Origin of the sequence: Allobosea lupini, from assembly GCF_900109525.1 — a bacterium.
Lineage (GTDB): Bacteria > Pseudomonadota > Alphaproteobacteria > Rhizobiales > Beijerinckiaceae > Allobosea > Allobosea lupini.
This window is the reverse complement of the sequence record NZ_FOAN01000007.1, coordinates 70,508-94,617: the sequence shown is the minus strand read 5'-3', so window position 1 is coordinate 94,617 and position 24,110 is coordinate 70,508. Positions and strand designations below refer to the sequence as shown.

The following is a 24,110-nucleotide window of genomic DNA, read 5'->3' as shown; positions in this document are numbered from 1 at the left end:
CGCGCGCTCCCGCGCGCGGCTGCCGGCCGGTCTCAAGACGGTTGGAGTTTGGGCCCTCGCCCGCTTTCCCGGGGCGCTTGGCTGCGCCGCTTGGCAGTCGAGACATCAAGGTCGACCGCGGGAAATCCGCTACGGCACCGGAAGGCCGGCGCCATCGTGTCATTCCCCTATGTCACGCAGAAATCTCAATTGCAAGAACAATCTCAATTTTGCGACAGACTGCTCGGGCGGCTTCAGACCAGCTCCGACGACGCTTCCTTTGGCGGCACCTGCGCGATCGCCGAGCGATCGAGCGTCGCCCGCAGCACCGCCCCGGCCTCGCTGCCCTTGAGGGCCCGGCGCCAGAGCCCGTCGGCGATGTCCTCGTAGAGGCGTACCGGCTCCTCATCCGCCGTCAGCATGGCGATCCCGGACCGCAGATTCGGCAACTCGCCGCCGAGGCGGAACGGGCTCAGCCCCAGCAGCGTCTTTTCCGCCGTCCGGAAAAGCTGGAAGGTGATGTTCGGCACCGTCTCCTCGATCAGGCCGATCTGCACGCCCATCGGCTCGCTCTCGATGAGCCCGATCAGATGCTCGACCTCGACGCGCGCGGCCAGGCGTCGCCGGGCCTGCTCGGCAACGGGCAGGTTGAAGCGTCCGACGACGCCAAGCTTCAGCCAGCGCTCGATCTCGAGGACGTTTACGAAATTGACGACGCTCAGCCGGCGGCGCTTGCGGGCATTCTTGCGCTCGTCGAGGATCGCGATGATCGCGTCGATCTCGGCCACGGCCTGATCTCGGACGACATGGGGCGGCAGCGCCTCCACCAGGGTCTGCCGCAAATGGGCAGAATAGCCATCCGAGGTCAGGAGGTACGATAGCGGCGGGAAATGCGCGACGACCTGGTCCGCCTGCTCCTCGATCTGCCGCATGCGCTCGAAATAGCTGAGCGGGCTTGAATAGTACTCGACCCCTGCCCCGAGCAGCGAGGCGACGGTCGTCTCCAGCAGCGTCGCCAACCGCTCCAGGGTCTCGATCTTGACCACGCCGCCGGCTTCGATCCGGTAGACCGCCGCCCGCGAGATCCCGAGACGTTCGGCGACGTCCTCGGCCAGCAGCCCGCGCCCCAGGCGGTAGGCTTTCAGCCGCTCACCGATGTCCTCGAACCGGATTGCCATCGAGCCGCCTCACCTGCCGCATCATCTGAATCTCAGATTTTAGACAACGTAATCGATCCAGGAGGCGATGCGAAGCGTGATCGGCTGTTTTCAACGCCGAGTAACGCGCCCAGGCGAGCGTGGACGCGCTAAAGCTGCAGGGCTCGCTCAATCAGCCCGGCTTGATGCCGGCTTCCTCGACCACACGGTTGGCGCGCTGGATCTCGGCCTCGATGAACTTGGCAAAGCTCGCGGGATCCTCGGTCACGGCCTCCGCACCGAGCGCCGTCAGCTTCTCGACGATCTCGCGATCCTTCGAGGCGGCCTGCACCGTTGCGTTGACCCGCTGCACCGTCTCGGCCGGCAGGCCCTTCGGCCCCCAGAGACCGTACCAGAGCGTGAAGTTGAGATCGGACAAGCCCTGCTCGCCGGCGGTCGGCACGTTCGGCAGCAGCTTGCTGCGCTGCGCCCCCATGATCGCGAAGGCCCGCACTTTTCCGTCGGTGATGAAGGACAGCGCCGAGCCGAGCGGGGCGACCATCAGCGGCACCTGGCCGGCGACGACATCGGTGATGGCCGGGGCCGTGCCGCGATAGTTGACCAGCTCGGCGCTCGTGCCGGTGCGGAGCTTGAAGCTCTCGGTGGCGAGGTGGCCCATGCTGCCAAGCCCGGAATTGGCAAAGGTATACTCGGTCGGCTTCGCCTTCATCTGCGCGATCAGCGCCGGCAGGGTCTCTGGCGTCTTCGTCGAGCCGATCAGCACCATCGGCGACATCGCGAAGCGCGAGATGGGCGTGAAATCGGCAAGCGGGTCATAGGACACGCTGCGCATCACATGCCTGGCCATGATGTGGATGTCGGCATTGGTGAGATAGGTCGTGCCATCGGGCGCAGCGCGCGCGACCTCGGCCGCGCCCAGCGTGTTGCTCGCGCCGGCCTTGTTCTCGACCACCCAGGACTCGTCGAGTGCCGGCGCAACGCGCTGGGCGTAGAGCCGGCCGATCACGTCGATCGCGCCGCCCGCCGCAGCGGGCACGATCAGCCTGACGATCTTGCGTTGGGCGAAGGCGGCACGGGGCGCGAGCGCGGCGCCAGCGAGCCCCGTCAGGGTGGCACGTCGTGTGATGATCACTTGGTTTCCTCCGGATTGGGCCGCGTTGCTCGCGGTTCTCGGGTTCGGTTCGAAAAGCAGTCTGTGGTCCTCAATCTCGACTTGCAGCAGCACCCGGCACGGCAAGGCTGTGCCGGCAGGTGCTCTTGCCGCTCACTTCGCGAAACAAGGACGCATACTTATTATCAGTATGCATCGTATCTTGATGCTGTCAAACAGTGAGCCGCCTGACCCCGGCGAAACGGAGTCGCGCGGTCGCTTCGGCCCAATCGCAATGTTGGAAGCCGCGCTCTCAGGCGGCGTCGGATGAGCGAACTGCGTCAAGGCGCAATGGCACGCGGGAGGCTTCGTTGTTGAGTTCGACGAGTTGCCCGAGCATGCGCATGAAGATCTCGCGATCCTCCGGCGCTAGCGGGGCGAGGATGCGCTCCTGCGCCCGCTGCGCCAGCGGCCCGGCTTCCTCCAGGATGCGCTCGCCCTTCGGTGACAGGTGCAGAACCTTGATCCGCTTGTCGTCCTTGCTGCCCGAACGCTGGATCAGCTCCTTGGCCTCCATGCGTTCCAGCACATTGCCGAGCGTCGAGCGGTCGAAGGCGACGAGCGCCGAGAGGCGGGTGGCGTCGATGCCGGGATTGTCGCGCACCGTGACCAGCGCCGCGAACTGGACAGGAGTCAGGTCGACCGGCGCGCATTCCTCCAGAAAGAGCGAGACGGCGATCTGCTGCGCGCGCCGGATGAGATGGCCGGGCATATGATAGATATCGTCCATCGCCATCGTCGCTTTGCCTTGGTGGGGCAACGGGTGGATTCCGCCGCTCGATTATTCGTGTCGCCGGCTCTTCGTCAGGCGAAGCCTGCTCGGCTCGATCGCTGCCTCGCCGCTATAGATCGTATGCTTTCAATCCGTAAGCGGTCAAAGCGCCCCGCCTCAGGCTTGTCCGAACCGAACACTAACGCACTCACCGTTCGGCCCCGGTTGACACCGGAAAATCTGCGCGTATCCTGTTAATCAGTATACGGACGATTTTCAGAGATCGCCGGATGGGAGGTTGGTTCCAGTGCCTTCAAAGGCGCTGGCAAGCTGGCGCCGCTCGTGCAGCGGCTGGTAGCCCCTGCATTCCTTCAGCCTCTCTGACCGTCACCCCGACCAGGCGGCCACCGCCTGATTGGCGGGTCCGGCTGGTCGTTTCGATCAAGTCGATTTCGGAGAGAGCGAGCAATGTGCACGTCTGACCATGGCAACCAGCCCATCGCCGTCGACCTGGCCGACACGGCCACCGCCTCGGTCGCGCCCTCGCCTGAGATCGTCGAGGAGCTCGTTTCGGCCAACCACATCCTGTTCGACCAGGGCGTCGTCGACGCGTTCGGCCATATCAGCGTGCGCCACGACAAGCGCCCCGACCGCTTCTTGCTGGCGCGCAACATGGCGCCGAGCCGGGTCGCCGCCGAGGACATCGTCGAGTTCACGCTCGACGGCGAGGCGGTGAACGCCAATGGCCGCAAGGTCTATCTCGAGCGCTTCATCCACGCCGAGATCTTCCGCAGGCGCCCGGATGTGATGGCGGTGATCCACAGTCACTCGCATTCGATCGTGCCGCTCAGCGTCGTCAAGGGAACCCGGCTCCGGGCGATGTTCCACATGGCCGGCTTCGTCGGCCAAGGCGCGCCGGTCTTCGAGATTCGCGAGGCCGGGGGCGATGCCACCGACCTGCTGATCAGCAACAACCAGCTCGGCCGGGCGCTGGCGGAGCATTTCGACGGGCACGACATCGTCCTGATGCGCGGCCACGGCTCGACCGTGGTCGGCGGCTCGATCAAGCAGGCGGTCTACCGCGCGGTCTATGCCGAGCTCAATGCGCGCTATCAGCTCCAGGCGATGCAGCTCGGCGAAGTCACCTATCTCACGGAGGGCGAAAGCCGCGCCTGCGTCGCCAGCATCGAGGCGCAGGTCCACCGCCCCTGGGAGATGTGGCTCGAACAGGCCCGCGCCCGCCGGCGCTGAGACGCCGGTCGCGTTCGGTCCTCCCAATCGTCCTGCATCACCGAAGGTCGCCGCCATGCAGTTCCATCTCAACGGCTTCCGGACCGGCGATCCTTCCGTCTCCGAGCCTGCCACCGATCTTGCGTCCTCCGCCCGGGACGCCCTGCCACAGGAAGTCGATGTCCTGATCGTCGGCTGCGGCCCGGCCGGACTGACGCTCGCGGCGCAGCTCTCGGCCTTTCCCGAGATCACCACGCGGATCGTCGAGCAGAAGCCGGGGCCGCTGGAGCTGGGCCAGGCAGATGGCATCGCCTGCCGCACCATCGAGATGTTCGATGCCTTCGGCTTCTCCGAGCGGGTGCTGAAGGAAAGCTACTGGGTCAACGAGACCGTGTTCTGGAAGCCCGACGCGAAACGGCCGGAGGCGATCACCCGCAGCGGGCGCATCCAGGACGTCGAGGACGGGCTCTCCGAATTCCCGCATGTGATCCTGAACCAGGCACGGATCCACGATTTCTTCCTCGACGTGATGCGGCGCTCGCCAAGCCGGCTGGAACCCGATTATTCGCGCCGCCTGATCGACCTCGAGATCGACCACGCCGCGTCGCATCCGGTGACAGTGCGGCTGGAGCGCGTCGATCCCGCGCATGAGGGTGAGATCGAGACCGTCCGGGCGCGCTATGTCGTCGGCTGCGACGGCGCGCGCAGCGCCGTACGCAAATCGATCGGCCGCACCCTCGAAGGCGATTCCGCCAATCAGGCCTGGGGCGTCATGGACGTCCTCGCCGTCACCGATTTCCCGGATGTGCGGCTGAAGGCGCTGATCCAGTCGGCCGGCGAAGGCACGATCATCATCATTCCCCGCGAGGGCGGCTATCTGATCCGGATCTATGTCGAGCTCGACAAGCTCGCCGCAAACGAGCGGGTCGCGAGCCGCAACATCGGCGTTGATCACCTGATCTCCGCAGCACAGCGCATCCTGCGTCCCTACAGCTTCGAGGTGAAGGAGGTCGCCTGGTGGTCGGTCTACGAGATCGGCCAGCGCCTCTGCGACAAGTTCGACGACGTGCCGGCAGGCGAGCTGGACCAACGCCTGCCAGCCGTCTTCATCGCCGGCGATGCCTGCCATACCCACAGCCCCAAGGCCGGCCAAGGCATGAACGTCTCGATGCAGGACGCCTTCAACCTCGGCTGGAAGCTGGCCGCGGTGCTGCGCGGGCAATGCCCGCCGGAATTGCTGCACAGCTACTCGGCCGAGCGCCAGGCCATCGCCAAGGAGCTGATCGACTTCGACCGCGAATGGGCGAAGATGCTGAGCGCCCCCCTCAAGACTTCGGAGACCGGCGACGGCGTCGACCCCAAGGAGGTCGAGGCCTATTTCGTCAGGCACGGCCGCTACACCGCGGGAACCGCGACCCGCTACGCGCCCTCCGTCCTGACGCGCCAGTCCACTCATGCGCATCTGGCGACGGGGTTGCCTATCGGAGCGCGCTTCCAGTCCGCGCCGGTGATTCGGCTCGGCGACGCCAAGCCGGTCGAGCTCGGCCATGTCGCGCAGGCCGATGGCCGCTGGCGCCTCTACGCCTTCGCCGACAGGGCTGATCCTTCCGCGCCGACGTCACGCCTGCGCACGCTGTGCGAGGCCCTGGCAACCTCGCCGGCATTGCCCCTGCGTCGCTACACCCAACCAGCGCAGGATATCGACGCGATCATCGACCTGCGCGCGATCCTGCAGCAGCCTCACCGCGAGGTCGCCGTCGAGGCGCTGCCGAGCCTGCTCTTGCCGCGCAAGGGCCGCCTCGGCCTGATCGACTACGAAAAGGTGTTCTGCCCCGACTTCAAAAGCGGCTGGGACATCTTCGACCTGCGCGGGATCGACCGCGAGCGCGGCTGCCTGGTGATCGTGCGGCCCGACCAATACGTCGCGAACATCCTGCCGCTCGACGATCACGCCGCCCTGGCTGCGTTCTTCGCTGCTTTCATGCTGCCGCAGACCTCGGCCGGTTGACCGCTCCGCGCGCTCACAACGACTCCGCGATCTTCCACCCGACATAGCCGAGCAGAGCGAACCAGCTCAGCGTGACGGCGGCGATCGCGATGCCAAGGACCGCGCTGACAAGCCTGCCACCGGGATGTGTGCTCGGAATGGCTCCGATGGGGATGTCGAGCAGCGGCAAGCCCTGCTCCCGCGCAGGCAAGGGCCCGTCGCCACGCCTGACAGCGCGATAATCGGATGGCGGGTGAAGCATTGTGTCCTGTTTCCCGGCGTGGGTCCCGCCAAGTGGCCTAGAGCATTTTCGAGCGAAGCGGACACCGGTTCGCGTGAAGAAAATGCGATAAAACAAAGACCTAGAGCACTTTCGCGATTCGGAGAATTGCGGAATTGCTCTAGGTGATTCCGCGCGCCCCTTGAACCCATCGGTTCCCCGCGACGACGAGACGAGGGCGACGCCGTTCTGCGGCGACGCGATCCGGCGCCCGAACGCGATCATCGGACGCTCGACCGTCTGATAGACCAGCCAGGAGATCGCCAGGGTAAGGCCCGCGCAAACCAGCATCGTGACGATGTCACCGAGCTCTCCGGTCAGGGGCAGGACGCGATAGACGAGCGCGTTCACCACCCCATGGAACAGATACATCGAATAGCTGGTCAGCCCGATCCGCGCGAGCAGCGCGGAACGCGGCCACTCCAGTCTGATCGCGGCGAGGAAGACCGCGACAGCCAGCAGGTAAGCGGCCAGGACAGGCCTCAGCCCCTCGATGATGAAATTATCGCCGCGCGCCAGCGAGAACTGCGCGACCGAGAGCACCCCCGCGAGCTGCGCAAGCACGAGAACCAGCGCTGGGAGCCCCGCTCCGCGCCTTCTCTCCACCAGCCACAGCCGCAGTAGCAGGCCCAGGAGCAGGAAGGACAGATGCAGGCCGAGATACTGGACCGGCAGGTCGGCGAAGCCGTGCACGCGCAATTGCACCGGCAGCACCGTCGCGGCGATCAGGGCAAGGCTCAGGGCGAGCAGGGTGCCGACCTGTCGCAGCGCCCCCGCCGTGAACAGCAGCGCGACGAGACCGTAGAACAAGAGCTCGACGAACAGGGTCCAGTGGATCGGAGAGAGCCAGGGCTGGCCGAAGAGCGGTGGGGCCATGGTCAGGTTGGCCAGCACCATTGCAGTGCTCGGCATGTCACCGGCGAGCCAGGACATAGCCGTCAGCACCGCCAGCGCCAGCCAGAACGCCGGATAGAGCCGGAACAGCCGCGAGATCGCGAAATGCCGGAGCGGCCGCTCGCCGTCGATGCTGAACGGCACGACGAAACCGCTGACCAGGAAGAACAGCGCCACGCCGAAGCGGCCAAGGCTGAGAGTCTCGACAAGCGACTGAGCGAGCGTGCTCATCGGGCCCGCCGCGGACGGGACCTGCCTGATGAGGTCGCCGAACATGTGCTCGACCATCACGGCGAGCGCCGCAATCGCGCGCAAAGCGTCAAGATTGGCATGGCGCTGCCGGGGCATCGCGGCGCTCATGGGGATCGGAGCCCCAGTGCGCGGCGCGTCGCCGCATCGAAACCCGGCCCCGTCTCATCCTCCGCGAGCGCGAAACCGCCCGGCCCCACATAGGTCCAGCAAGCCCAGGCGAAGCCATGCGCCTCGGCCAGCTCGCGCATGTCACGCAGCCAGCGCTCGCGCGCCGCTGCCCCCTCGGGCGTATTCATAAAGGGCGTCCGGTGCACCCCGAACTCGCCGAGCAGGATGGCATGGGCTGGCAGGCGCTGCGCACTGCGCCAGGCGCTCACCTGCCGGAAAGTTTGCTCCAGGATCGAGCGATCGAAGCCCGCGTAACGCGCAAGAGTGCGCTTCGCCTGTCCTGCCTGCGCCAATGCCGCGCCGTCGAGGGCAAGCTCTTTCATGCGCCGCCGGCTCGCAGTGATCATCGCCGCTGCCGAGGGCGGCGCCGGATAGGCGATCGCATCCAGCGCGAAGGCGGGATTTCCGCGCACGCCCTGATGGGTGAACTGCCATGGCGAATAGTCGTGATAGGTATAGATCAGCCGGGTATCCCCGGCGAACGGCCGCATATCGAGTTCGGAGAGCGCCGCAGGTGCGTTCATGGAACCGCCGCCCAGCACGAGCGGCAGCGTCGCCGAGCCACTGCGCGCGGCCCGGTAGGCGGCTTCCAGCATCGGTTGCCAGGCCGCCTGCGGCAGTTCGGGCTCGTTCATCAGTTCAAGCGCGAGCCGGGCCGCCCTGCCCTGCGCAAGCCGTTCCAGCTGTCCGGCCAGGCGCTGCAGCAGGACGAGAGCGGCCTGGAAGTTCGCCGTCTGGACGCCTGCGGTCAGCGCGGCAGGCCGATAGGCCGGGTTCATCGCGCTCGGATGCAGGTCGACAATCACGCCGAGATCGGCATCGACGAGGTCGCGCACGGTGCCGATGAGGAACTCGTCGAGCTTGTCGCGTGCCACTCCCGTAAACGCCAGGAAAGGTCCGACGTCGACCGCCAACCGCACGAAATCGAAGCCCGCGGCCCGGATCGCCTGCCGCTGGGCCCGGCCGAAGCGGAAGCGCGGGCCCGAGAACGGCGCCTCGCCATAGGAGCCGTCGGCCTCGACCTGCGCCCAGCCCAGCGCATGCGAGACGCCGATGCCGCGGCGGAACGGCGGGATGTCGCTGCCGGTTCCGGCCGCCCCTGGCCGTATCCCAAGGGAGGCCAATGCGGTGATACCGGCGAGACTGCCGAGAACGGAGCGGCGGCTGGTCATGACGCCGTCCCCCGATCGCCACCCGGGCCGGGATAAAGCGCCGTCAGGACGCCATCGAGGATGCTCATGTCGTCCCGGCCGGCGAAGGGCGCGGCGAGGCCCAGCAGCGATACCTCACGCAGCGCGGGATCGATGACGCGCGACGGCGCGAAGCGGACATCGCTCCAGCCCTGCGCCGCGAAACAGCCGACATAGTCGGCTGGACGCAGGCGGTTCGGCTGGCCGGGAAACCGGAAGAGCCGGTAGAGCCGCTCGGGATAGCGATAGATGTTGTTCGGGTCGTGCTCGCGGATCCAGCGCGAATGCGTCTGCAGATCGATGATGTGGACGGTTCTGCAGCCGGGCCGGGCGACCTGCGTCAGGCTGACGATCGCCTCCGCAGGATCGTCGTAGTGCTCGAATGCGGCGCAGCTGACGATCAGGTCGAAGCTCCGCCCCTCGGCCAGGCGCGGGATGTCGAAATCCCGCCCGACGGCATAGCCGAACTCGCGCGGCCCGGAGGTGCCGACGAGAACCCGGGCCCGCTCCCGGTCGGCCTCGCGGCCTTCGGGAAAGCGGTCGAGCAGCCTGCCATAGAAGGCCGGGTCCTCGCCCCCGGCGAGATCGAAGACGTCGATCGCGTGATAGGAGCGTGCGCCGAGCGCCAGGAAGAGCGCACCATTGCCGCGTGAGGAGCCGGGGCTCAGCTCCAGCACATCGCGCCCGCGCAGGTCGAATTGCGGCGGCAGGAAGCGGCGCAGCGAGGCGAAGATGTCGAGGAGATAGGCGACCTTGCCCTCCTCGTCGGCCTTCGCCACGCCGTTCGGCGTGGTGTAGCCGCCCAGCCTGCTCTTGCCCCAGGCCAGGCCGAGGAAGCCGAGGCCCAGGATCGTCATTTCGAGGTTGCGCAGGGATGGCGGCATCATCGGCCTCCGAACTCGACACGTGAACGGAAGGCGGCTCTGCCATGGCGCGCCTTGCCCACCCGCCAGCCGAGAAGCGCACTCTCGTAGACCTCCGTGGTGCGGTCGACGATCGCGCCCCAACCGAAGGAATCGAGCACCCGGGCGGCGCGCTGCGCGCCCTCGGCCGGGTTGGGTGCAGCGAGCTTTACCCGCATCGCTCGCGCGAGCGCATCGACATCGCCGAGAGGGAAATAGCTGTCCTGCCCGAGGGCGAGTGCGAGATTGGCATCGATGTCGCTGGCGAGGCAGGGCGCGCCGTAGCTCAGGGCCTCCAGCAGCACCATCGGCATGCCCTCATGGCTCGAGGGGAGGACGAACAGCCCGGCATGCCGGTAGAGCTGGGACAGCGCCTCGCCACGCTGGAACCCGGCCATCACCACGCCGGGCGTCGCCGCGGCCGCCGCCTCGACGGCGTGCTGATAGCGCCCGGCATGGTCGGCCGTGCCGGCGATGACGAGCTTGAGACTGGGATCGCCGAGGCGCTCGAAAGCCTGGATCAGGTCGAGATGCCGCTTCTCCTCGACGATCCTGCCGACGCTGAGGACATAGCGGCGCGGCGCGACGGTGAGCCGGTCGAGACACGACATGTCCTGCTGCGGGAACGGATTCTCGACACCGTTCGGGATGAAGGTCGCTCCGACGCCGAACCTATGGCGGACGCTGTCGACGATCCCTTTCGACACGCCAATATTGGCATGGGAGAACAGCATGCCCATCGCTTCGCCCGCCCGCAGGACGGCTTTGGCCAGGCGCCCCCATTTCTGGCGCTCATAATCGAAGCCGTGATGGGTCACCACGACATGGAGGCCGAGCAGGCGCGCAAGCGGGGTCAGCAAAGCCGGCCCGATCGCATGGATGTGGACGAGGTCCGGATTGCGCCGGGCCGCGACGATCAGGCCGAGCGCCGTATGCGCCAGCGCCTCGAAGCTGCGCGAGCGTGGCGCCCAGACTGGTGTGACGGTGACGCCCTTCCAGCTATAGGGCCGCCGCGAGCGCAGATAGGGCGCGCGGCCGAGCACCTCGACCCGCCAGCCGCGCTCAGCCAGCCGCGCCGAGATCGCCGCGACATGGGTTTCGACCCCGCCCTGGATCTCGGGGACGCCGCGCAGGCCGACGAAGATCACGCTGCGTTCGGACGGCCTTGCGCCAAGGGGCGGTATCAGCGTGTACATCAGCGCAGCGCCTCGTAGAGAGCCATGGTGCGGTCGCGGTAATTGCCGGACGAGAACTCCCGGGCGACCCAGTCGCGGCCGGTCGCGCCCATCGCGGCACGAGCGGAGGATGGAAGGCTCGCCAGCCCGGCGAGCGCCTCGGCCAGCATCGCGGCGTTGCCGGGCTCCACGAGGGAGCCGGTCTCACCATCCGCGATCAGCTCGGGAATGCCACCGATCCGCGTGCCGATGACCGGACGACCGAGCGCATAGGCTTCGAGGACGCTGATCGGCGCGTTCTCGTACCATTCGGAGGGGAGGACCAGCGCCCGTGCCTCGCCGATCACCCGCTTCAGCGCCGGCCTGTCGAGATGGCCGGTGAAGGCGACATCGGCGCCGAGCTCCCCCGCGAGCTTGCGCAAGGTCTGCTCCTCGGGGCCACTGCCAGCCAGCACCAGTCGCTGATGCGAAAGCGCGACGGCGCGCACCAGGGTCGCCAGCCCCTTTTCCGGAGCGAGCCGGCCGGCATAGACGACGTAATCTCCTTCATGCGTGGCCGGCGAATAGGCCTTCGCATCGATGCTGTTGGGAATGTAGCCGACGCGGCCCGCATCCCAGCCCCATTCCACCAGCTTGTCGCGATAGAAGCGGCTCGGCGCGATCAGGCGGTCGATCGTGTTGCGGTAGAGGCCGAAGCTGCGATGGACCAGCGTCTCGAGCAGGACGAGCCCGCTCACCACGATAGACTCCTTGACGCAGCGACGGAGCAGGACGTTGTGGATGCGCCCGCCATGGCAGCGTTCGCAGACGCGGCCGTGGCTCAGCATCTTGTAAGCCGGGCAGGCGAGCTTCAGGTCATGTGCCGTCATCACCAGCGGCACGCCCTGCGCCTTGAGGGCGCCGAAGATCGACGGTGAGATGTGGTGGTAGACATTGTGGGCATGCGCGATTGTCGGCGGCGCCCGCCCGATCAGGGCCCGGATCTTCCGGCGCGCCTCCAGCGAATAGATCACCTTGGCCGCCTGCCTGACCTTGGTTAGCGGGCCGCCCGTCCCGCCATATTCGATCTCGGAGACGAAATACTCCGACCAGGCACTCGGCAGATTGGCCGGGTGCTGCATCGCGAAGGGCACGACCTCCCAGCCGGCTGCGGTGAACAGGTCGATATGATCGAGGAAGACGCTTTCTGCGCCGCCGCGGCGATAGAAGTAGTTGTTGATGGCCAGGAGCCGCCGGGCGCGCGTCATGGCATCTGCTCCCGCAAGCCCATGTGGTCGAGCGCTGCATCGACGGTCAGCACCCGGCAGCCGCGCGCCAGCGCATAGCCGACCAGCAGCCGGAAGCCGGGAGCCGTGCAGCCATAGGGTGTGGGCCGCGGCGCGATGTCGTGGGTGAAGAAGATCAGCCAGCCGGGTTTGGCGACCACGGCGTCGATCCAGCGCGCGAGACCGAGCACATGCCGCTGCGGCTGCCGGATCTCGACCGCGCGCAGGAAGACCGGGTCCGTCGGGCCGCGATTGATCCCCTCCCCTCCGGCCCGGCAGGTGCGGAAGGTATCGGCGAGGATCGCCCGCGTTCCGAACGAGCCGCTGTTGTAGGGATAGGCGAAGTTGCGCCGGCCGGACCTGGGGTCGATCGACTGGAGATAGCGGGCATTGCGGGCGAGGTCATCGACCAGGGCCTCGCCGTCGACATGACGCAGGTCGCGATGCGCATGGGTATGGCAGCCGATCTCGTGGCCGCGGGCGGCGAGTTCCCGGCAGCCCGACTGGTCGATCAGGGTGCGGCCCGGCTCGATGCGCCCGGCGAGGCCGCCCGAGATGTAGAAGGTGCCGCGCACGCCATCCGCTTCGAGGATCGCAGCGCCCGCCTCAAAGGCGGAGGCGGGCACGTCGTCGAAAGTGAAGGAGACGATCGGCTCCCGGGTCTGCACCTGCATGACCTGCCAGGGCGCGGCCCGCAGCAGCCGGTTCTCGAGGCGGCCGGCAAAGCGGTCGATCAGGGCCGGCAGACGGGCGATGCGCTCCGGCTGGACTGGCGGCGTGAAGGCGCTACGCATGGATTGGCTCCACGCGGTGGCGATGCTGGGCCGGCTCGCGGATCTCGTGCGCATTGGCCTGCAGATGCAGGCCGAAGATCGCGACGACCAGCATGAACCAGATCAGGCTTCCCGACTGGAAGAACAGGCTTTCGACGCAGGCGACCAGGATTCCGTAGAGCCAGATCCGCACGAAGAGGCGCGTCAAAGCGGGGTCGTTCGCTGTCGCCTCGGCCCGGGCGATGTCGCGCAGCGGCAGCCAGACCAGCAGCACCAACGTCAGCGCGAGGCCGGGCAGCCCCGTGGTGATCGCCATGTCGAGATAGGCGTTGTGGCCGTTGAAGGCGGCGAAGGCCCAGCTCGCCGCGGCGCCGCCCTTGTGGACCATCGCATCGGTCTGCCAGAACAGCTGGAAGCCATAGCCGGTCAGCGGATTGTCCACCGCGGCGCCGGCGCCGATCTTCCAGATGTCCGTGCGATTGGTGAAGCTCGGATCGATGCCGAGCTGCGCGACCAGCTCGCGCATGGTTGGGGACACCGAGCAGCCGATCGTCAGGATGTTGACCGCAGCGATGCCCAGCACGACCATCGGGATGCGGACGGCCCGCCAGCGCTCGAACACCCAGGCGATGGCGAGGATGCCGGGCAAGGCCATGGCGGCGGATTTTCCGCCGGTACGGGTCAGGAAGACGAGCGCCAGCAGCACCACCAACCCGCCGAGGGCCCGCCGGCCGGTGCTGAACAGATAGAGCCCGGCGAAGCTGATGATCACCATGGCCGCGGCCGCCACGTTCTTGTGGGCGAAATGGCCGCGCCAGAATCCGGCATTCATCGACTCGCGGACCTCGCTGGCCTGGTGGATCGCCAGCTGCGGCATCAGGGCGACGCCGGCATAGGCGAGCCCGAGCGCGCCGAGGCAGCAGAACGCGAGCATGCCGGCGAACTGCCGTTCGGAGCGGGGCAGGAGCAGCAGGATGCTGCCGTTCACGATCGTCAGCATCGCCAGGAAGACGCGCTTGAGCGCGAGATCCGGCTGGGCCGAGAACGCAGACACCACCGCGAACCAGACCAGCAGCACGATCAGGAGACCGCGCGGCCGCGCCACCAGACCGCGCGAGGGCGAGGCGAAGACGGTCAGCCACAGCGCCATGGTCAGGCAAAGATAGATGAGCTGGTTGATCGTATTCGACTTCGCGGTCGCGGCGGCGTTCGCGTCGGCTGCCGACAGATCGATGAACGGCGTCAGCGTGACCAGATAGAACAGCAGCGTCGCCGTGAAGAGCACTGGCCCCAGAGTGCCGACGCTCGACGTCTCGCGCCTCTCGATGGCCTGTGTCATGGCGCTGCACTCCTGCCGGACCGGACTTCACCGAGATAGCCGCGCCCCAGGAGCGCTCCCGCCGAGAGCAGCAGGCCGAGCAGCAGGCCGGCCGCCGCCGCGACGATCGGACGGGGCGGCCAGGTCGCGCGCGACGGGGCGGACGCGGCGGTGATCACGCGGACATCCGTGGCGTCGATCTGCTGGCGCTGGGCCGCCTCGCCCGCCCGGGTCAGAAAGGTCTGGTAGAGCGCGGTCCTGGCGGCAGCCTCGCGCTCCAGCTCGCGCAGCTTCACCTGCGCCTGGTCGTCGACCGAGACGCTGCCGCGCAGCAAACGCGTCTCGCCGGTCAGCGCATCGAGCGCCTTGCGGGCCTGGTCGACCTCGATGCGCGCCGTGCGCCGCAGCCGCTCGGTCTCCGACCTGATCGCCTTGGCCAGCGCATCGGCCTCGGTCAGCACGCTCACCAGCGAGGGATGGCGTGGACCCAGTGTCTTGGACAGCACCGCCACCTGCCGGCGCAGGGCCGCCTCGTCGGCGAGCAGCCCGGCCAGGGTCTGCGACTGGACGCCGCCGCCCTGCACGCCATGCTGCGAGAGCGCGCGCGAGACCTCGGCATAGCGCGCCTCCGCCTCGGCGAGCCGCGCCTTGGCGTCGGTCAGCTTGCCGCTCATCCGCTCCAGCGCCTCCGCGCTGAGCGGCTGCTTGGAGGCGTTCTGTTGCAGGCCATGGTCGCGGCGGAAGGCTTCGACCCGGTCCTCCGCCTCGGCCGCTGCGGTCTTGATTTCGCCGAGCCGGGCGGTCAGCCCCTGCGCCGCACGCCCGACCCGCTCCGCATCGGCACGCACGACCTCGTCGCGAAAGGTCTCGGCGATGGCGTTTGCGAGCCGGGCCGCCAGCACCGCATCGCTCGCCCAGACCGACAGGGAGACGACATAGGAGCGTTCCTGCCGAGCGACGGTGATGCGCCGCGCCAGCATGGCGGCGAGATCGGACCCATCGGCGCGCTGGCGGTCGGATACGCCCAGAAGACCGAACAGCAGCGGCTTGCCGGCAAATTCGGGGGCGGTCTTCAGCTGGAGCTGGTCGACGACCCGGCGCAGGACGTTGCCCGAGGTGATCATCCGCATCTTGCTCTCGACATCCAGGATCTGGCTGTCGCTCTGCGCATTCGCCGCATAGAGGTCGTTCGGGGCGATCAGCAGGTTGGACGGCGCGATCGTCAGCTCCGTCGTCGCGGTGAAGCGTGGCGTCAGCAGGCGCGTGACGCCGAGGGCCGCGACGGCGCCGATGAGCGCGGCGACCAGCAACCAGGGCCAGCCGCGCAGCAGCCAGCCCAGCACCTGGAGGGCCGACATCGTGGGGACGGGCGAAGAGACCGGTTCGGTGACCGCGCGATAAGCGACGTCGTCCCCGTGACGTATCCTGTTGCTGTCGGTCGTGAGGTACATGGCAACCTGCGTCAGCGAGAGGGCGCGCACGCCTTGGACGTCGCGGAGCTACGCTTCAGCTCCACCGGCCCGAGCCTGAGAATGTCGAAGACGTGCCGCTGCAGCGCGACGTGACCAGAGCGTAGGAAGATACGCCTTGCCCGCGCAGACCCTGCCGGACCAGCAATGGCGAAGACCGGAACAGGGCCAATGGCCGCGATCGTGATCATGGAACTCCCCATCTTCGCGATGTCTTCACGCATGCACTTATAGGTTGCAGTAATTCGAAATCGATGATCAAAATACAACCATAGATAGATATCTTAATTAAACGTTTACCTTAACGGGCAGGCCGCCAAGCTGGCTTCAGAGGGATGCATTGGGGAAAGACAGGAAGGACATCGGCCGGATCATTCGCTCCCACCGCCCCACCCTCGTCAGCTACGTCCTGTCGGGTGGATCCCTGGCATCGGCCGCTCTCTCGCAGCTCGTGACCTTCGCCATCCTGGCGCGCGCCCTCGGCCCGGCCGAGTTCGGTCTGTTCGTGCAGATTTCGGCCGTGACCGCGATTGCGGTTCAGATCTGTGGACTGGGGGCGTCCGATTGCCTGCTGCGCCGGGTCTCGCGCGACCCCGGGAGCTATCCGGGTCTGCTCGGCCACAATCTTCTGTTGATCGGCCTGAGCGGAGCCGCCCTCGTCGCCGGCGGTGTCGCGGGGATGTCGTCCTGGGCCCGCCTGGGCTCAGGCCCTTCGGTCGACATGCCGACCCTGGCGCTGCTGTTCCTCGGCAATGTCGTTCTCGTGCGGCTGATCCTGCTGGTCGAGACCGTCTTCCTCGGCCTCGGACAGATTCAGGCCGCCAACCGCGCGGTCATCGGCTTTGCTGCCGCGCGCATGGTCACGGCCGCCCTCGCCTGCCTGCTGTTCAAGGTGTCGAGCCTGTCGGACTGGGCGCTCTGGCAGTGCGGCGGCAATCTTCTCTACGCTTTACTTGGGGCCATCTGGCTCTCGCCCCTCGGCCGGCCACGGCTCGCGATCCTGCACGAGGAACTGCGCGCCGGCCTGCTGTTCGCATCGCAATTCGTCGGGCGGGCCGTCCGTTCCAATGTCGACCTGCTGGTCATCGGCCTGTTCACCCCGATCGAGACGGTCGGCAGCTATGGCGTCGCCAGGCGGATCATGGACGCAAGCTACCTCGCGATCGACGCGCTCAACCGGCTGCTCTATCCGCGCCTGGCGCGCGAAAGCCGCGACGGCCTGCATCTCGCCTTGCCCACGGCCAGGCGGGCCCTGCTTGCGGCGGTCGCCCTCGGCGTTACGACAGCGCTCACGCTGTTCGTGCTGGCACCCTGGCTTCCTGCCCTGTTCGGCCGCGACTATCGTGATCTCCCGTTTTTCCTCCGCTGCCTCTGCGGCACCATCATCCTCGTCGGCGCATGGGCTGCCGCTGTCGACCTGCTGGGCGCCTCGGGACGTCAGGATGCGCGGGCCTTGATCCTGAACAGCGCCAATCTTGCGGGCAGTGTCGTCATCGCGGTCGCGACCTGGCTGGCGGCGCCGGTCGGCACCTTCGTCGCGCTCTATGTCATCGAGGTCGCCATCGTCATCGCCGCCTGGGTGGTCCTGCTCCGCCTCGCTCGGAAGAGCCGCCTGCAAGCGGCGGGACCCGTTGAGGCGAGCCCCGTGCCCTCATGACCCCTCGTTGACGACCCGGCTCTCGATCCAGGCCCCCGGCGCCTTGCGCGCCTGGATAAAGCCAAGCGGCAAGGCAGCGGCATGGAACAGCCAGGCGACGACCGCATAGAGGCCGAGCGACAAGCTCTTCTGCCGCAGGCTCATGACACCGACGATGCCGACGATCAGGGCGAGGTCGATGGCGAGCGCGATGACCGGGCTCGGCAGCACGAAGGGTAATGCGACCATCGCAGCCAGCCAGAAATAGACCACGCCCCAAAGCTTCAGCTCCGGAAGCTCTTCGACGAGACGCGGCCATTGCGGCTTGCCGAGCGCGGCACGCAGCACTTCGCCGATCCCACGCAGATAGCCCGATTTCCAGCGCCGCAGCAGCAGCGCATAGGCGTTGATCGCATGGCCGAAATGGCGGACGAAGCGGCGGTCGAGACGATGCAGGGTCCAGCCCTGCGCCCGCAGGCGCAGGCCGAGGTCGAACTCCTCGTAGCCGTGCAGGTTGCGATCCGAGAGATAGCCGGCCTGCTCGACCGCCTCCCGGCGATAGAGGCCGCCGCCATTCATCCGGTCGATCGTGCCGATCCGGTTCTCCGGCGAGACCCGGCGCCCGCGCCTGACATATTCGAGGCTGGTGTCGTTCATCTCCTCGACATGGCCGGTCACGCCGGCGGCACGCGGATGGGTCGAGAGATAGGCGAGCGCTTCGGGCAGGAAGCCGGGATCGAGCAGCATGTCGCCGTCCATCAGGCAGATGAACGGCTCGCGGCTATACTGGAAGCCGAGCTGGGGGCCGATGCCGCAGCTCGGGCGAATGGTCGGCTCGAGCTGGACGACCTGGATGGGATAGCTGGTGGCAACGGCCAGCGTGCGGTCGCGCGAACCGCCATCGGCGACGATGACTTCGCCGCCGATCCCATCGAGTGCCGCCAGAACGCTCTCGATCGCGGCGCCGATCCTTGCTTCCTCGTTGAGCGTCTTGAGGATGACCGAGACCGCCATCGCACCAGCCTCAGTGGAAATCGCCGAGGAGCCGGCTCCAGTCCTCGCCGGCGAGGCCGCCGACATAGACATCGCCGCGCGCGATTGCGTCGTTGATCTCCGGAACGCGCGTCAGCGCGACCACGAAGGCCCGGTGGCGGAAGACGAGCCAGCGTTGCAAGGAGAGCCCGGCCATCAGAGCGGGCTGAGCGCGCCCCCGCGCCTGGACATGGCCGGTCTGGTCGAGATGGCGGAACATCGCGTCGAGGACGGCGCGCTCGCGGCCCGGCAGCGACAGCACGTTGAGGACATGCGCACAGCGCCCGGGCGCCGCGTAGTAGACGAAGCTGCCGATCACCGCTCCGGCGCGATCGACGACGCCGCGGATCGTGAAGATGCCTAGCCTTGTATTCTGCGCCGCCAGCGCGATCAGCCAGGAGAGCTCCTCCTCGCTCCAGAGCGGGCGCACCGCGTAATGGGCGACGAGCCGGGGCGCCTGTACGAGGAAATCCGGAACGGACATCTCGACGACCTCGGCGGCGCCCGCTTCCGCGGCGTCCTGCGCCGGCAATCTGCGCCGCAACAGGCTGTCGAGAGGGCGTATGAGGATGGATAGTCCGAAGCGCCTGCCACCCAGGAAGCGCTCGGCAACGCGCCAGGCAAGGGCCCCTGCGGGACGAAAGCTGCGCACCCATTCCAGGTTCTGCACCGGGATCGACCTGCCGCCGATCGCGAGGAGATGGTCGCGGCTCGTCGGCGAGGCGCTGTCGCAGAAGGCGAAATCGGCTCGCTTCGGCCGCAGGGCGAGGATGAGCTGCGCCGCTCCGGCGGCCTCCTTCTCGGCATCGGTCATGAAGACGCCGAGAAGCCTACCCGGCAGCACCGTTCCGCAGGCGACGAACCGCATCGGCACGGCCAGCAGCGCGCTGCGGATACGTCCGTCCTGCTGCTCGTAGACGTGCGTGCACAGCGTCTCGTCATGGGACGGAGAGGCCAGGGCCAGGGTACAGAGATAGTGCTGAAGCTCCTGATCCGCCGGCTTGTCCGCCCCCCTGAAGACCTTCAGGAACAACCGGGCGACTGCGGGCACATCCGCCCCGGTCATCGGCCTGACAGTGCCCTTGCGCGGGGAGCGCACTTGCGTGGCTGTTAGCGGTTCAAGCAGCGACATCGAAGCTCCTGGCATCGGGCGAGGCCACGGACGCATATGCTTGGTTGGATAGTCTCGCCTTATGCAACTTATACGTTTAAATCGTAATCGATGCGTAAAATTGAGATAGCAGAGCGCGTCTGCCGCCCAGCGCCGCTTCGATTGCCAAGCGCCGATCAACTCCATATGTCCGATCGGGTCTATTCCCTCGCTGGCTAGGATTTCCGGTCTCGCCTCCATGACACGCGACATCGCTGCGCGGCGGCACCAGGCCATCCTCGCAACTCTCGACAAGCAGGGCTCGGTGACGGTCGAGGAGCTCGCCCAGTCGCTCGATGTCTCGCGCGAGACGGTTCGGCGCGATCTCAAGGCCCTCTCCGCAGACGGCCTGCTCTTGGTTGTCCATGGCGGCGCGGTCCGGCACGAGCGTTCGGAGGCCTCCTTCGCCAGCCGCCGGACGGTAAACCGCACGGGCAAGGAGAAGATCGCCGATCTCGCGGTCTCGCTGCTCGGTGACGGCATGACCGTCCTGCTCGATTCCGGCACGACGACCGAAGCCCTGGCACGCGCTTTGGCGCGGTCGGACCGCAAGCGGCTGGTCGTCCACACCACCTCGCTCGAGAATGCGCGGCTGGCCAGCCGGCTGGCCGACGCCCGGGTCTTCCTGATCGGCGGCGAGTTCGACCGCAACGAGGATGCGACCAGCGGCGCGGAGACCTTGCGGGCGATCGCGCGCCTCTCTGCCGACATCGCTTTCGTCAGCGTCGGCGGCGTCGGTCCGGATGGCCACCTCACCGACTACACCCGCGCCGGGGCATCGATCCGCGGCGCGCTGCTGGGCGCGGCCGAGCAGGGCTTCCTGATGGCCGACGCCAGCAAGTTCGGACTCGTCCTGCCCAGCCGCATCGGCGGCGACGCGCCGTTCGCCGGCCTTCTCGTCGACCAGGCTCTCCCTGCGCCCATCGCCACGAAACTGGCGGAAAGGGGGGTCGCAGTACGCATTTCCTAGTTTGACCGTTTTTGTGGTTTTTTGTTGTTTTATGAATCAAGCCCGCTAGACTGCCTCCATCGCGGAGGCATCCCATGTCCATTCCCACCCAGTCCCGTGTCGTCATCATCGGCGGCGGCATCATCGGCTGCTCGCTCGCCTATCACCTGACCAAGCTCGGCTGGCGCGACGTGCTGCTGCTGGAGCAGGGGCGCCTGTCCTGCGGCACGACCTGGCATGCGGCCGGCCTGGTGGGCCAGTTGCGCAGCCAGTCCAGCATGACGCGGCTGATCCGCTATTCGACAGAGCTCTATGCCTCGCTCGAGAGCGAAACCGAACTCGCAACCGGCTGGAAGCGCTGCGGCTCGGTCTCGGTCGCCCGCACGCCCGAACGCATGACGCAGCTGCGCCGGACGATCTCGGCGGCCCGCGCCCAGGGCGTCGAGATCGAGGAGCTCAGCCCGAAGGAGGCCGGCGACAAATGGCCGGTGATGCGCACCGACGACCTCGTCGGCGGCGTCTGGCTGCCCGGCGACGGCAAGGCCAATCCCGCCGACATCACACAGGCGCTGGCGCGCGGTGCCCGCAATGGCGGCGCGATCGTGCGCGAGGGCATCCGCGTCACCGGCGTCGAGACCGACAAGGGCCGGGTCAAGGCCGTGCTTACCGACCAGGGCCGGGTCGAATGCGAGGTGCTGGCGATCTGCGCCGGGCAGTGGTCGCGCGAGGTCGGGCGGATGTGCGGCGTCTCGGTGCCGCTGCATTCGGCCGAGCACATGTACATCGTCACCGGCAAGATCGAGGGCGTGACGCCCGATCTGCCGGTGATGCGCGATCCCGACGGCTACACCTACTACAAGGAGGAGGTCGGCGGCCTCGTCATGGGCGGCTTCGAGCCGGACGCCAAGCCCTGGGGCATGGACGGCATCCCCTACCCGTTCGAATTCCAGCTCCTGCCCGACGACTGGGACCAGTTCGCGATCCTGATGGAGAACGCGCTGCAGCGCGTGCCGGCTCTCGAGACCGCGCTGATCAAGACCTTCCTCAACGGTCCCGAGAGCTTCACGCCCGACAACAACTTCCTGCTCGGCGAGGCCCCGGAGGTCGCCGGCGTCTATGTCGGCGCGGGCTTCAACTCGATGGGCATCGCCTCGGCCGGCGGCGCCGGCCGCGCACTCGCCGAATGGATCGTCGCCGGCGAGGCGACAAGCGATCTCTGGCCAGTCGACATCCGCCGCTTCGCCGATTTCAACAACAATCCGGCCTGGCTGAAGGATCGGATCAAGGAAACGCTCGGCCTGCACTACGCCATGCCCTGGCCGAACCGCGAGCTCGATACCGCCAGGCCGTTCCGGCGCTCGCCGCTCTATGACCGCCTCGCCGCCAAGGGCGCCGTCTTCGGCTCGAAGATGGGCTGGGAGCGCGCCAACTACTTCGCCCGGAGCGAAGACGAGCGCACGATCGGCTACTCCTTCGGCCCGCAGAACTGGTTCGAGACGGTCGCCGCCGAGCATCGCGCCTGCCGCGAGGCCGCCGGCCTCGTCGACATGAGCAGCTTCGCCAAGTTCCTGCTGCAGGGGCCGCAGGCCGAGGCCGCGCTGCAGCACCTTGCGGCCAACGACGTCGCCGTGCCGGTCGGCACCTCCGTCTACACCGCCTTGCTCAATACGCGCGGCACCTTCGAGAGCGATCTCACCGCCGCCCGCATCGCGCCCGATACCTATCTGCTCCTGACCGGCACTGCACAGGCGACCCGCGACGCCCACTGGATCCGGCGCCAGCTTCCCGTCGGCGTGACGCTGACGGACGTGACCTCGGCTTATGCCGTGCTCTCGCTCTGCGGCCCGAAGGTGCCGGAGATCCTGGCTCGCGTCTCGCCGACCTCGTTCGACCTAGCCGACTTTCCGGCCAACGCCATCCGCCAGATCACGATCGGCTACGCCACGACATGGGCCTGCCGCCGCTCCTATCTCGGCGATGGATTCGAGCTCTATGTCCCCGCCGAGTTCGCAGCCGCGATCTACGACGCCCTGCACGAGGCCGGCGCCGATCTCGGCCTCGTCGATGTCGGCTACTACGCCGTCGACTCGCTGCGCATCGAGAAGGGCTTCCGGGCCTGGGGCCGCGAGCTTACGCCCGACGTCAACCCCTTTGAGACCGGGCTCGGCTTCGCGGTGAAGCTGAACAAGGGCGATTTTCTCGGCCGCGAGGCGCTGGTCGCGGCCAAGTCGGCTACCCGCACGAAACGCCTCATCGCACTGGTCGGGCCGCGCCCGAGCGAGCAGATGGCCTGGGGCGGCGAGGCGATCCTGGCGAACGGCAGGCCGGTCGGCGAGATCACCTCGGCGGCGTTCGGAGCGACCATGGACGGAATCGTGGCACTCGGCTGGGCCGAAAGCCACGAGCCGATCGACCAGGCCTGGCTTGACGCGCGCGAATGGACGATCGACCTCGCCGGCACGACGGTCCCCGTCACGGCCAGCCTTGCCGCGCCGCTCGACCGCAAGCCAGGCCAGAGGACGTAGACCATGGCCGACGCTCATTCCCCGCATGTCCCGACCCAGGTGCGGGACTTCAAGGTGCAGAAGCCTGACCGTATCCTGACGCTGTCCTGCGAGGATCGCCCGGGCATCGTCCATGCCGTCAGCGGCGTGCTCTACCGCCATGGCTGCAATATTCTGGAGAGCGCATAGTTCAGCGATCCGCGCGACGGCCGCTTTTTCATGCGCGTCGCCTTCGCGACGGGCGAGGGCTTCGACAAGGCCGCGTTCAAACGCGAGTTCGACGGTGTCGCCGGCACCTTTCGCATGGAGTGGGACGCGATCGAAGCCGCCGCCCCCGCGCGCGTGCTCCTGATGGTTTCCCGCTTCGGACATTGCCTGAACGACCTGCTGTTCCGGCAGGCCACGGGCAATCTCAACATCGAAATCCCCGCCATCGTCTCCAACCATCGTGATTTCGAGGCATTGGCGCGCAGCTACGATATCCCTTTCCACCATCTGCCGGTCACGCCTGCCAACAAGGCCGAGCAGGAAGCACGGCTGCTCGAAATCGTCGCGGAGACCAGTTCCTCACTGGTCGTGCTCGCCCGCTACATGCAGGTGCTTTCCAACGACCTCTGTCGCGCGCTCGACGGGCGGGCGATCAACATCCATCACTCGTTCCTGCCGAGCTTCAAGGGCGCGAAACCTTATCATCAGGCCTATGATCGCGGCGTGAAGCTGATTGGAGCGACCGCGCACTACGTCACCCCGGATCTCGACGAAGGCCCGATCATCGACCAGGACGTCGGGCGTGCCGATCATTCGCTCGCTCCGGACGATCTCGTCAGCGTGGGGCGCGATATCGAGGCGGTGGTGTTGGCACGCGCGCTGCGCCTGCATGTTGAACGGCGGGTGATGCTGGCCGGCCGCCGCACCGTGATCTTCCGCTAGGAGCACCG

The 24,110-nt window shown here is 67.5% G+C and carries 18 protein-coding genes and 1 pseudogene; 6 read left to right on the top strand and 13 right to left on the bottom strand.

Annotation, left to right across the window (positions count from 1 at the left end; genetic code table 11):
• Positions 1-233 precede the first annotated feature (233 nt).
• The 3 genes from BMZ21_RS20750 to BMZ21_RS20740 form a co-directional block, all read right to left on the bottom strand.
• Positions 234-1,157, bottom strand: a complete 924-nt coding sequence (locus BMZ21_RS20750) for a helix-turn-helix domain-containing protein (RefSeq protein WP_091838663.1) — start codon at positions 1,155-1,157, stop codon at positions 234-236.
• Positions 1,158-1,308: 151 nt separating this feature from the next.
• Positions 1,309-2,268: a Bug family tripartite tricarboxylate transporter substrate binding protein gene (locus BMZ21_RS20745; RefSeq protein WP_091838660.1), complete on the bottom strand. Its 960-nt coding sequence runs from the start codon at positions 2,266-2,268 to the stop codon at positions 1,309-1,311.
• A 271-nt stretch (positions 2,269-2,539) separates the two neighbouring features.
• On the bottom strand, positions 2,540-3,016 hold the full coding sequence (locus BMZ21_RS20740) for a MarR family winged helix-turn-helix transcriptional regulator (protein WP_425285458.1): 477 nt from the start codon (positions 3,014-3,016) through the stop codon (positions 2,540-2,542).
• A 450-nt stretch (positions 3,017-3,466) separates the two neighbouring features.
• Here BMZ21_RS20740 and BMZ21_RS20735 point away from each other — a divergent pair, with 450 nt between their 5' ends.
• A complete protein-coding gene (locus BMZ21_RS20735) occupies positions 3,467-4,249 on the top strand; it encodes a class II aldolase/adducin family protein (RefSeq protein WP_091838650.1) in 783 nt (260 codons plus the stop codon).
• A 55-nt stretch (positions 4,250-4,304) separates the two neighbouring features.
• Positions 4,305-6,236: an FAD-binding monooxygenase gene (locus tag BMZ21_RS20730; RefSeq protein ID WP_091838645.1), complete on the top strand. Its 1,932-nt coding sequence runs from the start codon at positions 4,305-4,307 to the stop codon at positions 6,234-6,236.
• Positions 6,237-6,249: 13 nt separating this feature from the next.
• Here BMZ21_RS20730 and BMZ21_RS20725 read toward each other — a convergent pair whose 3' ends face one another.
• From BMZ21_RS20725 to BMZ21_RS20690, 8 genes are read right to left on the bottom strand one after another with little or no spacing between them, the layout of a single operon-like run.
• Positions 6,250-7,749, bottom strand: a complete 1,500-nt coding sequence (locus BMZ21_RS20725; RefSeq protein WP_091838641.1) for an acyltransferase family protein — start codon at positions 7,747-7,749, stop codon at positions 6,250-6,252.
• Positions 7,746-8,981, bottom strand: a complete 1,236-nt coding sequence (locus BMZ21_RS20720; protein ID WP_091838638.1) for a glycoside hydrolase family 5 protein — start codon at positions 8,979-8,981, stop codon at positions 7,746-7,748. Before BMZ21_RS20720 ends, BMZ21_RS20725 begins: the two co-directional genes overlap by 4 nt.
• Positions 8,978-9,883: a methyltransferase domain-containing protein gene (locus BMZ21_RS20715; protein WP_091838635.1), complete on the bottom strand. Its 906-nt coding sequence runs from the start codon at positions 9,881-9,883 to the stop codon at positions 8,978-8,980. Before BMZ21_RS20715 ends, BMZ21_RS20720 begins: the two co-directional genes overlap by 4 nt.
• Positions 9,883-11,097 (bottom strand): glycosyltransferase family 4 protein, encoded by a 1,215-nt coding sequence (locus BMZ21_RS20710; protein ID WP_091838631.1) that lies wholly within the window; start codon positions 11,095-11,097, stop codon positions 9,883-9,885. Before BMZ21_RS20710 ends, BMZ21_RS20715 begins: the two co-directional genes overlap by 1 nt.
• Entirely contained in the window at positions 11,097-12,323 is a 1,227-nt protein-coding gene (locus BMZ21_RS20705; RefSeq protein WP_091838627.1) for a glycosyltransferase family 4 protein, read from the bottom strand. The genes BMZ21_RS20710 and BMZ21_RS20705 overlap by 1 nt, the downstream gene beginning before the upstream one ends.
• Positions 12,320-13,135: a polysaccharide deacetylase family protein gene (locus tag BMZ21_RS20700; RefSeq protein ID WP_091838622.1), complete on the bottom strand. Its 816-nt coding sequence runs from the start codon at positions 13,133-13,135 to the stop codon at positions 12,320-12,322. The genes BMZ21_RS20705 and BMZ21_RS20700 overlap by 4 nt, the downstream gene beginning before the upstream one ends.
• On the bottom strand, positions 13,128-14,453 hold the full coding sequence (locus BMZ21_RS20695) for an O-antigen ligase family protein (protein WP_091838619.1): 1,326 nt from the start codon (positions 14,451-14,453) through the stop codon (positions 13,128-13,130). Before BMZ21_RS20695 ends, BMZ21_RS20700 begins: the two co-directional genes overlap by 8 nt.
• The gene (locus tag BMZ21_RS20690; RefSeq protein ID WP_167561697.1) at positions 14,450-15,790 is read right to left on the bottom strand and encodes a GumC family protein; all 1,341 of its coding nucleotides are present in this window, start codon (positions 15,788-15,790) and stop codon (positions 14,450-14,452) included. Before BMZ21_RS20690 ends, BMZ21_RS20695 begins: the two co-directional genes overlap by 4 nt.
• A gap of 451 nt (positions 15,791-16,241) precedes the next feature.
• On the opposite strand from BMZ21_RS20690, the gene BMZ21_RS20680 reads away from it, so the two are divergent.
• Complete coding sequence (locus tag BMZ21_RS20680) at positions 16,242-17,558, top strand: lipopolysaccharide biosynthesis protein (protein ID WP_091838609.1); 1,317 nt, start codon at positions 16,242-16,244, stop codon at positions 17,556-17,558.
• Here BMZ21_RS20680 and BMZ21_RS20675 read toward each other — a convergent pair.
• Entirely contained in the window at positions 17,553-18,551 is a 999-nt protein-coding gene (locus BMZ21_RS20675) for a glycosyltransferase family 2 protein (protein ID WP_091838606.1), read from the bottom strand. The genes BMZ21_RS20680 and BMZ21_RS20675 overlap by 6 nt on opposite strands.
• 10 nt (positions 18,552-18,561) lie before the next feature.
• Positions 18,562-19,701: a GNAT family N-acetyltransferase gene (locus BMZ21_RS20670; protein WP_143079748.1), complete on the bottom strand. Its 1,140-nt coding sequence runs from the start codon at positions 19,699-19,701 to the stop codon at positions 18,562-18,564.
• Positions 19,702-19,918: 217 nt separating this feature from the next.
• Here BMZ21_RS20670 and BMZ21_RS20665 point away from each other — a divergent pair, with 217 nt between their 5' ends.
• The 3 genes and pseudogenes from BMZ21_RS20665 (at position 19,919) to purU (ending at position 24,102) form a co-directional block, all read left to right on the top strand.
• Positions 19,919-20,689 carry a DeoR/GlpR family DNA-binding transcription regulator gene (locus BMZ21_RS20665; protein ID WP_091838599.1) on the top strand — a complete coding sequence of 257 codons (771 nt, stop codon included), beginning with the start codon at positions 19,919-19,921 and terminating at the stop codon, positions 20,687-20,689.
• A gap of 74 nt (positions 20,690-20,763) precedes the next feature.
• The gene (locus BMZ21_RS20660; RefSeq protein ID WP_091838596.1) at positions 20,764-23,193 is read left to right on the top strand and encodes a GcvT family protein; all 2,430 of its coding nucleotides are present in this window, start codon (positions 20,764-20,766) and stop codon (positions 23,191-23,193) included.
• A gap of 54 nt (positions 23,194-23,247) precedes the next feature.
• A pseudogene (purU, locus tag BMZ21_RS20655) lies at positions 23,248-24,102 on the top strand (formyltetrahydrofolate deformylase).
• Positions 24,103-24,110: the final 8 nt, after the last annotated feature.

Coding starts and splice junctions, on each gene's coding strand:
- BMZ21_RS20750 (WP_091838663.1), bottom strand. CDS start 1,157: ATGGCAATCCGGTTCGAGGACATCGGTGAGCGGCTGAAAGCCTACCGC.
- BMZ21_RS20740 (WP_425285458.1), bottom strand. CDS start 3,016: ATGGACGATATCTATCATATGCCCGGCCATCTCATCCGGCGCGCGCAG.
- BMZ21_RS20735 (WP_091838650.1), top strand. CDS start 3,467: ATGTGCACGTCTGACCATGGCAACCAGCCCATCGCCGTCGACCTGGCC.
- BMZ21_RS20730 (WP_091838645.1), top strand. CDS start 4,305: ATGCAGTTCCATCTCAACGGCTTCCGGACCGGCGATCCTTCCGTCTCC.
- BMZ21_RS20725 (WP_091838641.1), bottom strand. CDS start 7,749: ATGAGCGCCGCGATGCCCCGGCAGCGCCATGCCAATCTTGACGCTTTG.
- BMZ21_RS20720 (WP_091838638.1), bottom strand. CDS start 8,981: ATGACCAGCCGCCGCTCCGTTCTCGGCAGTCTCGCCGGTATCACCGCA.
- BMZ21_RS20715 (WP_091838635.1), bottom strand. CDS start 9,883: ATGCCGCCATCCCTGCGCAACCTCGAAATGACGATCCTGGGCCTCGGC.
- BMZ21_RS20710 (WP_091838631.1), bottom strand. CDS start 11,097: ATGTACACGCTGATACCGCCCCTTGGCGCAAGGCCGTCCGAACGCAGC.
- BMZ21_RS20705 (WP_091838627.1), bottom strand. CDS start 12,323: ATGACGCGCGCCCGGCGGCTCCTGGCCATCAACAACTACTTCTATCGC.
- BMZ21_RS20700 (WP_091838622.1), bottom strand. CDS start 13,135: ATGCGTAGCGCCTTCACGCCGCCAGTCCAGCCGGAGCGCATCGCCCGT.
- BMZ21_RS20695 (WP_091838619.1), bottom strand. CDS start 14,453: ATGACACAGGCCATCGAGAGGCGCGAGACGTCGAGCGTCGGCACTCTG.
- BMZ21_RS20690 (WP_167561697.1), bottom strand. CDS start 15,790: ATGTCGGCCCTCCAGGTGCTGGGCTGGCTGCTGCGCGGCTGGCCCTGG.
- BMZ21_RS20675 (WP_091838606.1), bottom strand. CDS start 18,551: ATGGCGGTCTCGGTCATCCTCAAGACGCTCAACGAGGAAGCAAGGATC.
- BMZ21_RS20670 (WP_143079748.1), bottom strand. CDS start 19,701: ATGTCGCTGCTTGAACCGCTAACAGCCACGCAAGTGCGCTCCCCGCGC.
- BMZ21_RS20665 (WP_091838599.1), top strand. CDS start 19,919: ATGACACGCGACATCGCTGCGCGGCGGCACCAGGCCATCCTCGCAACT.
- BMZ21_RS20660 (WP_091838596.1), top strand. CDS start 20,764: ATGTCCATTCCCACCCAGTCCCGTGTCGTCATCATCGGCGGCGGCATC.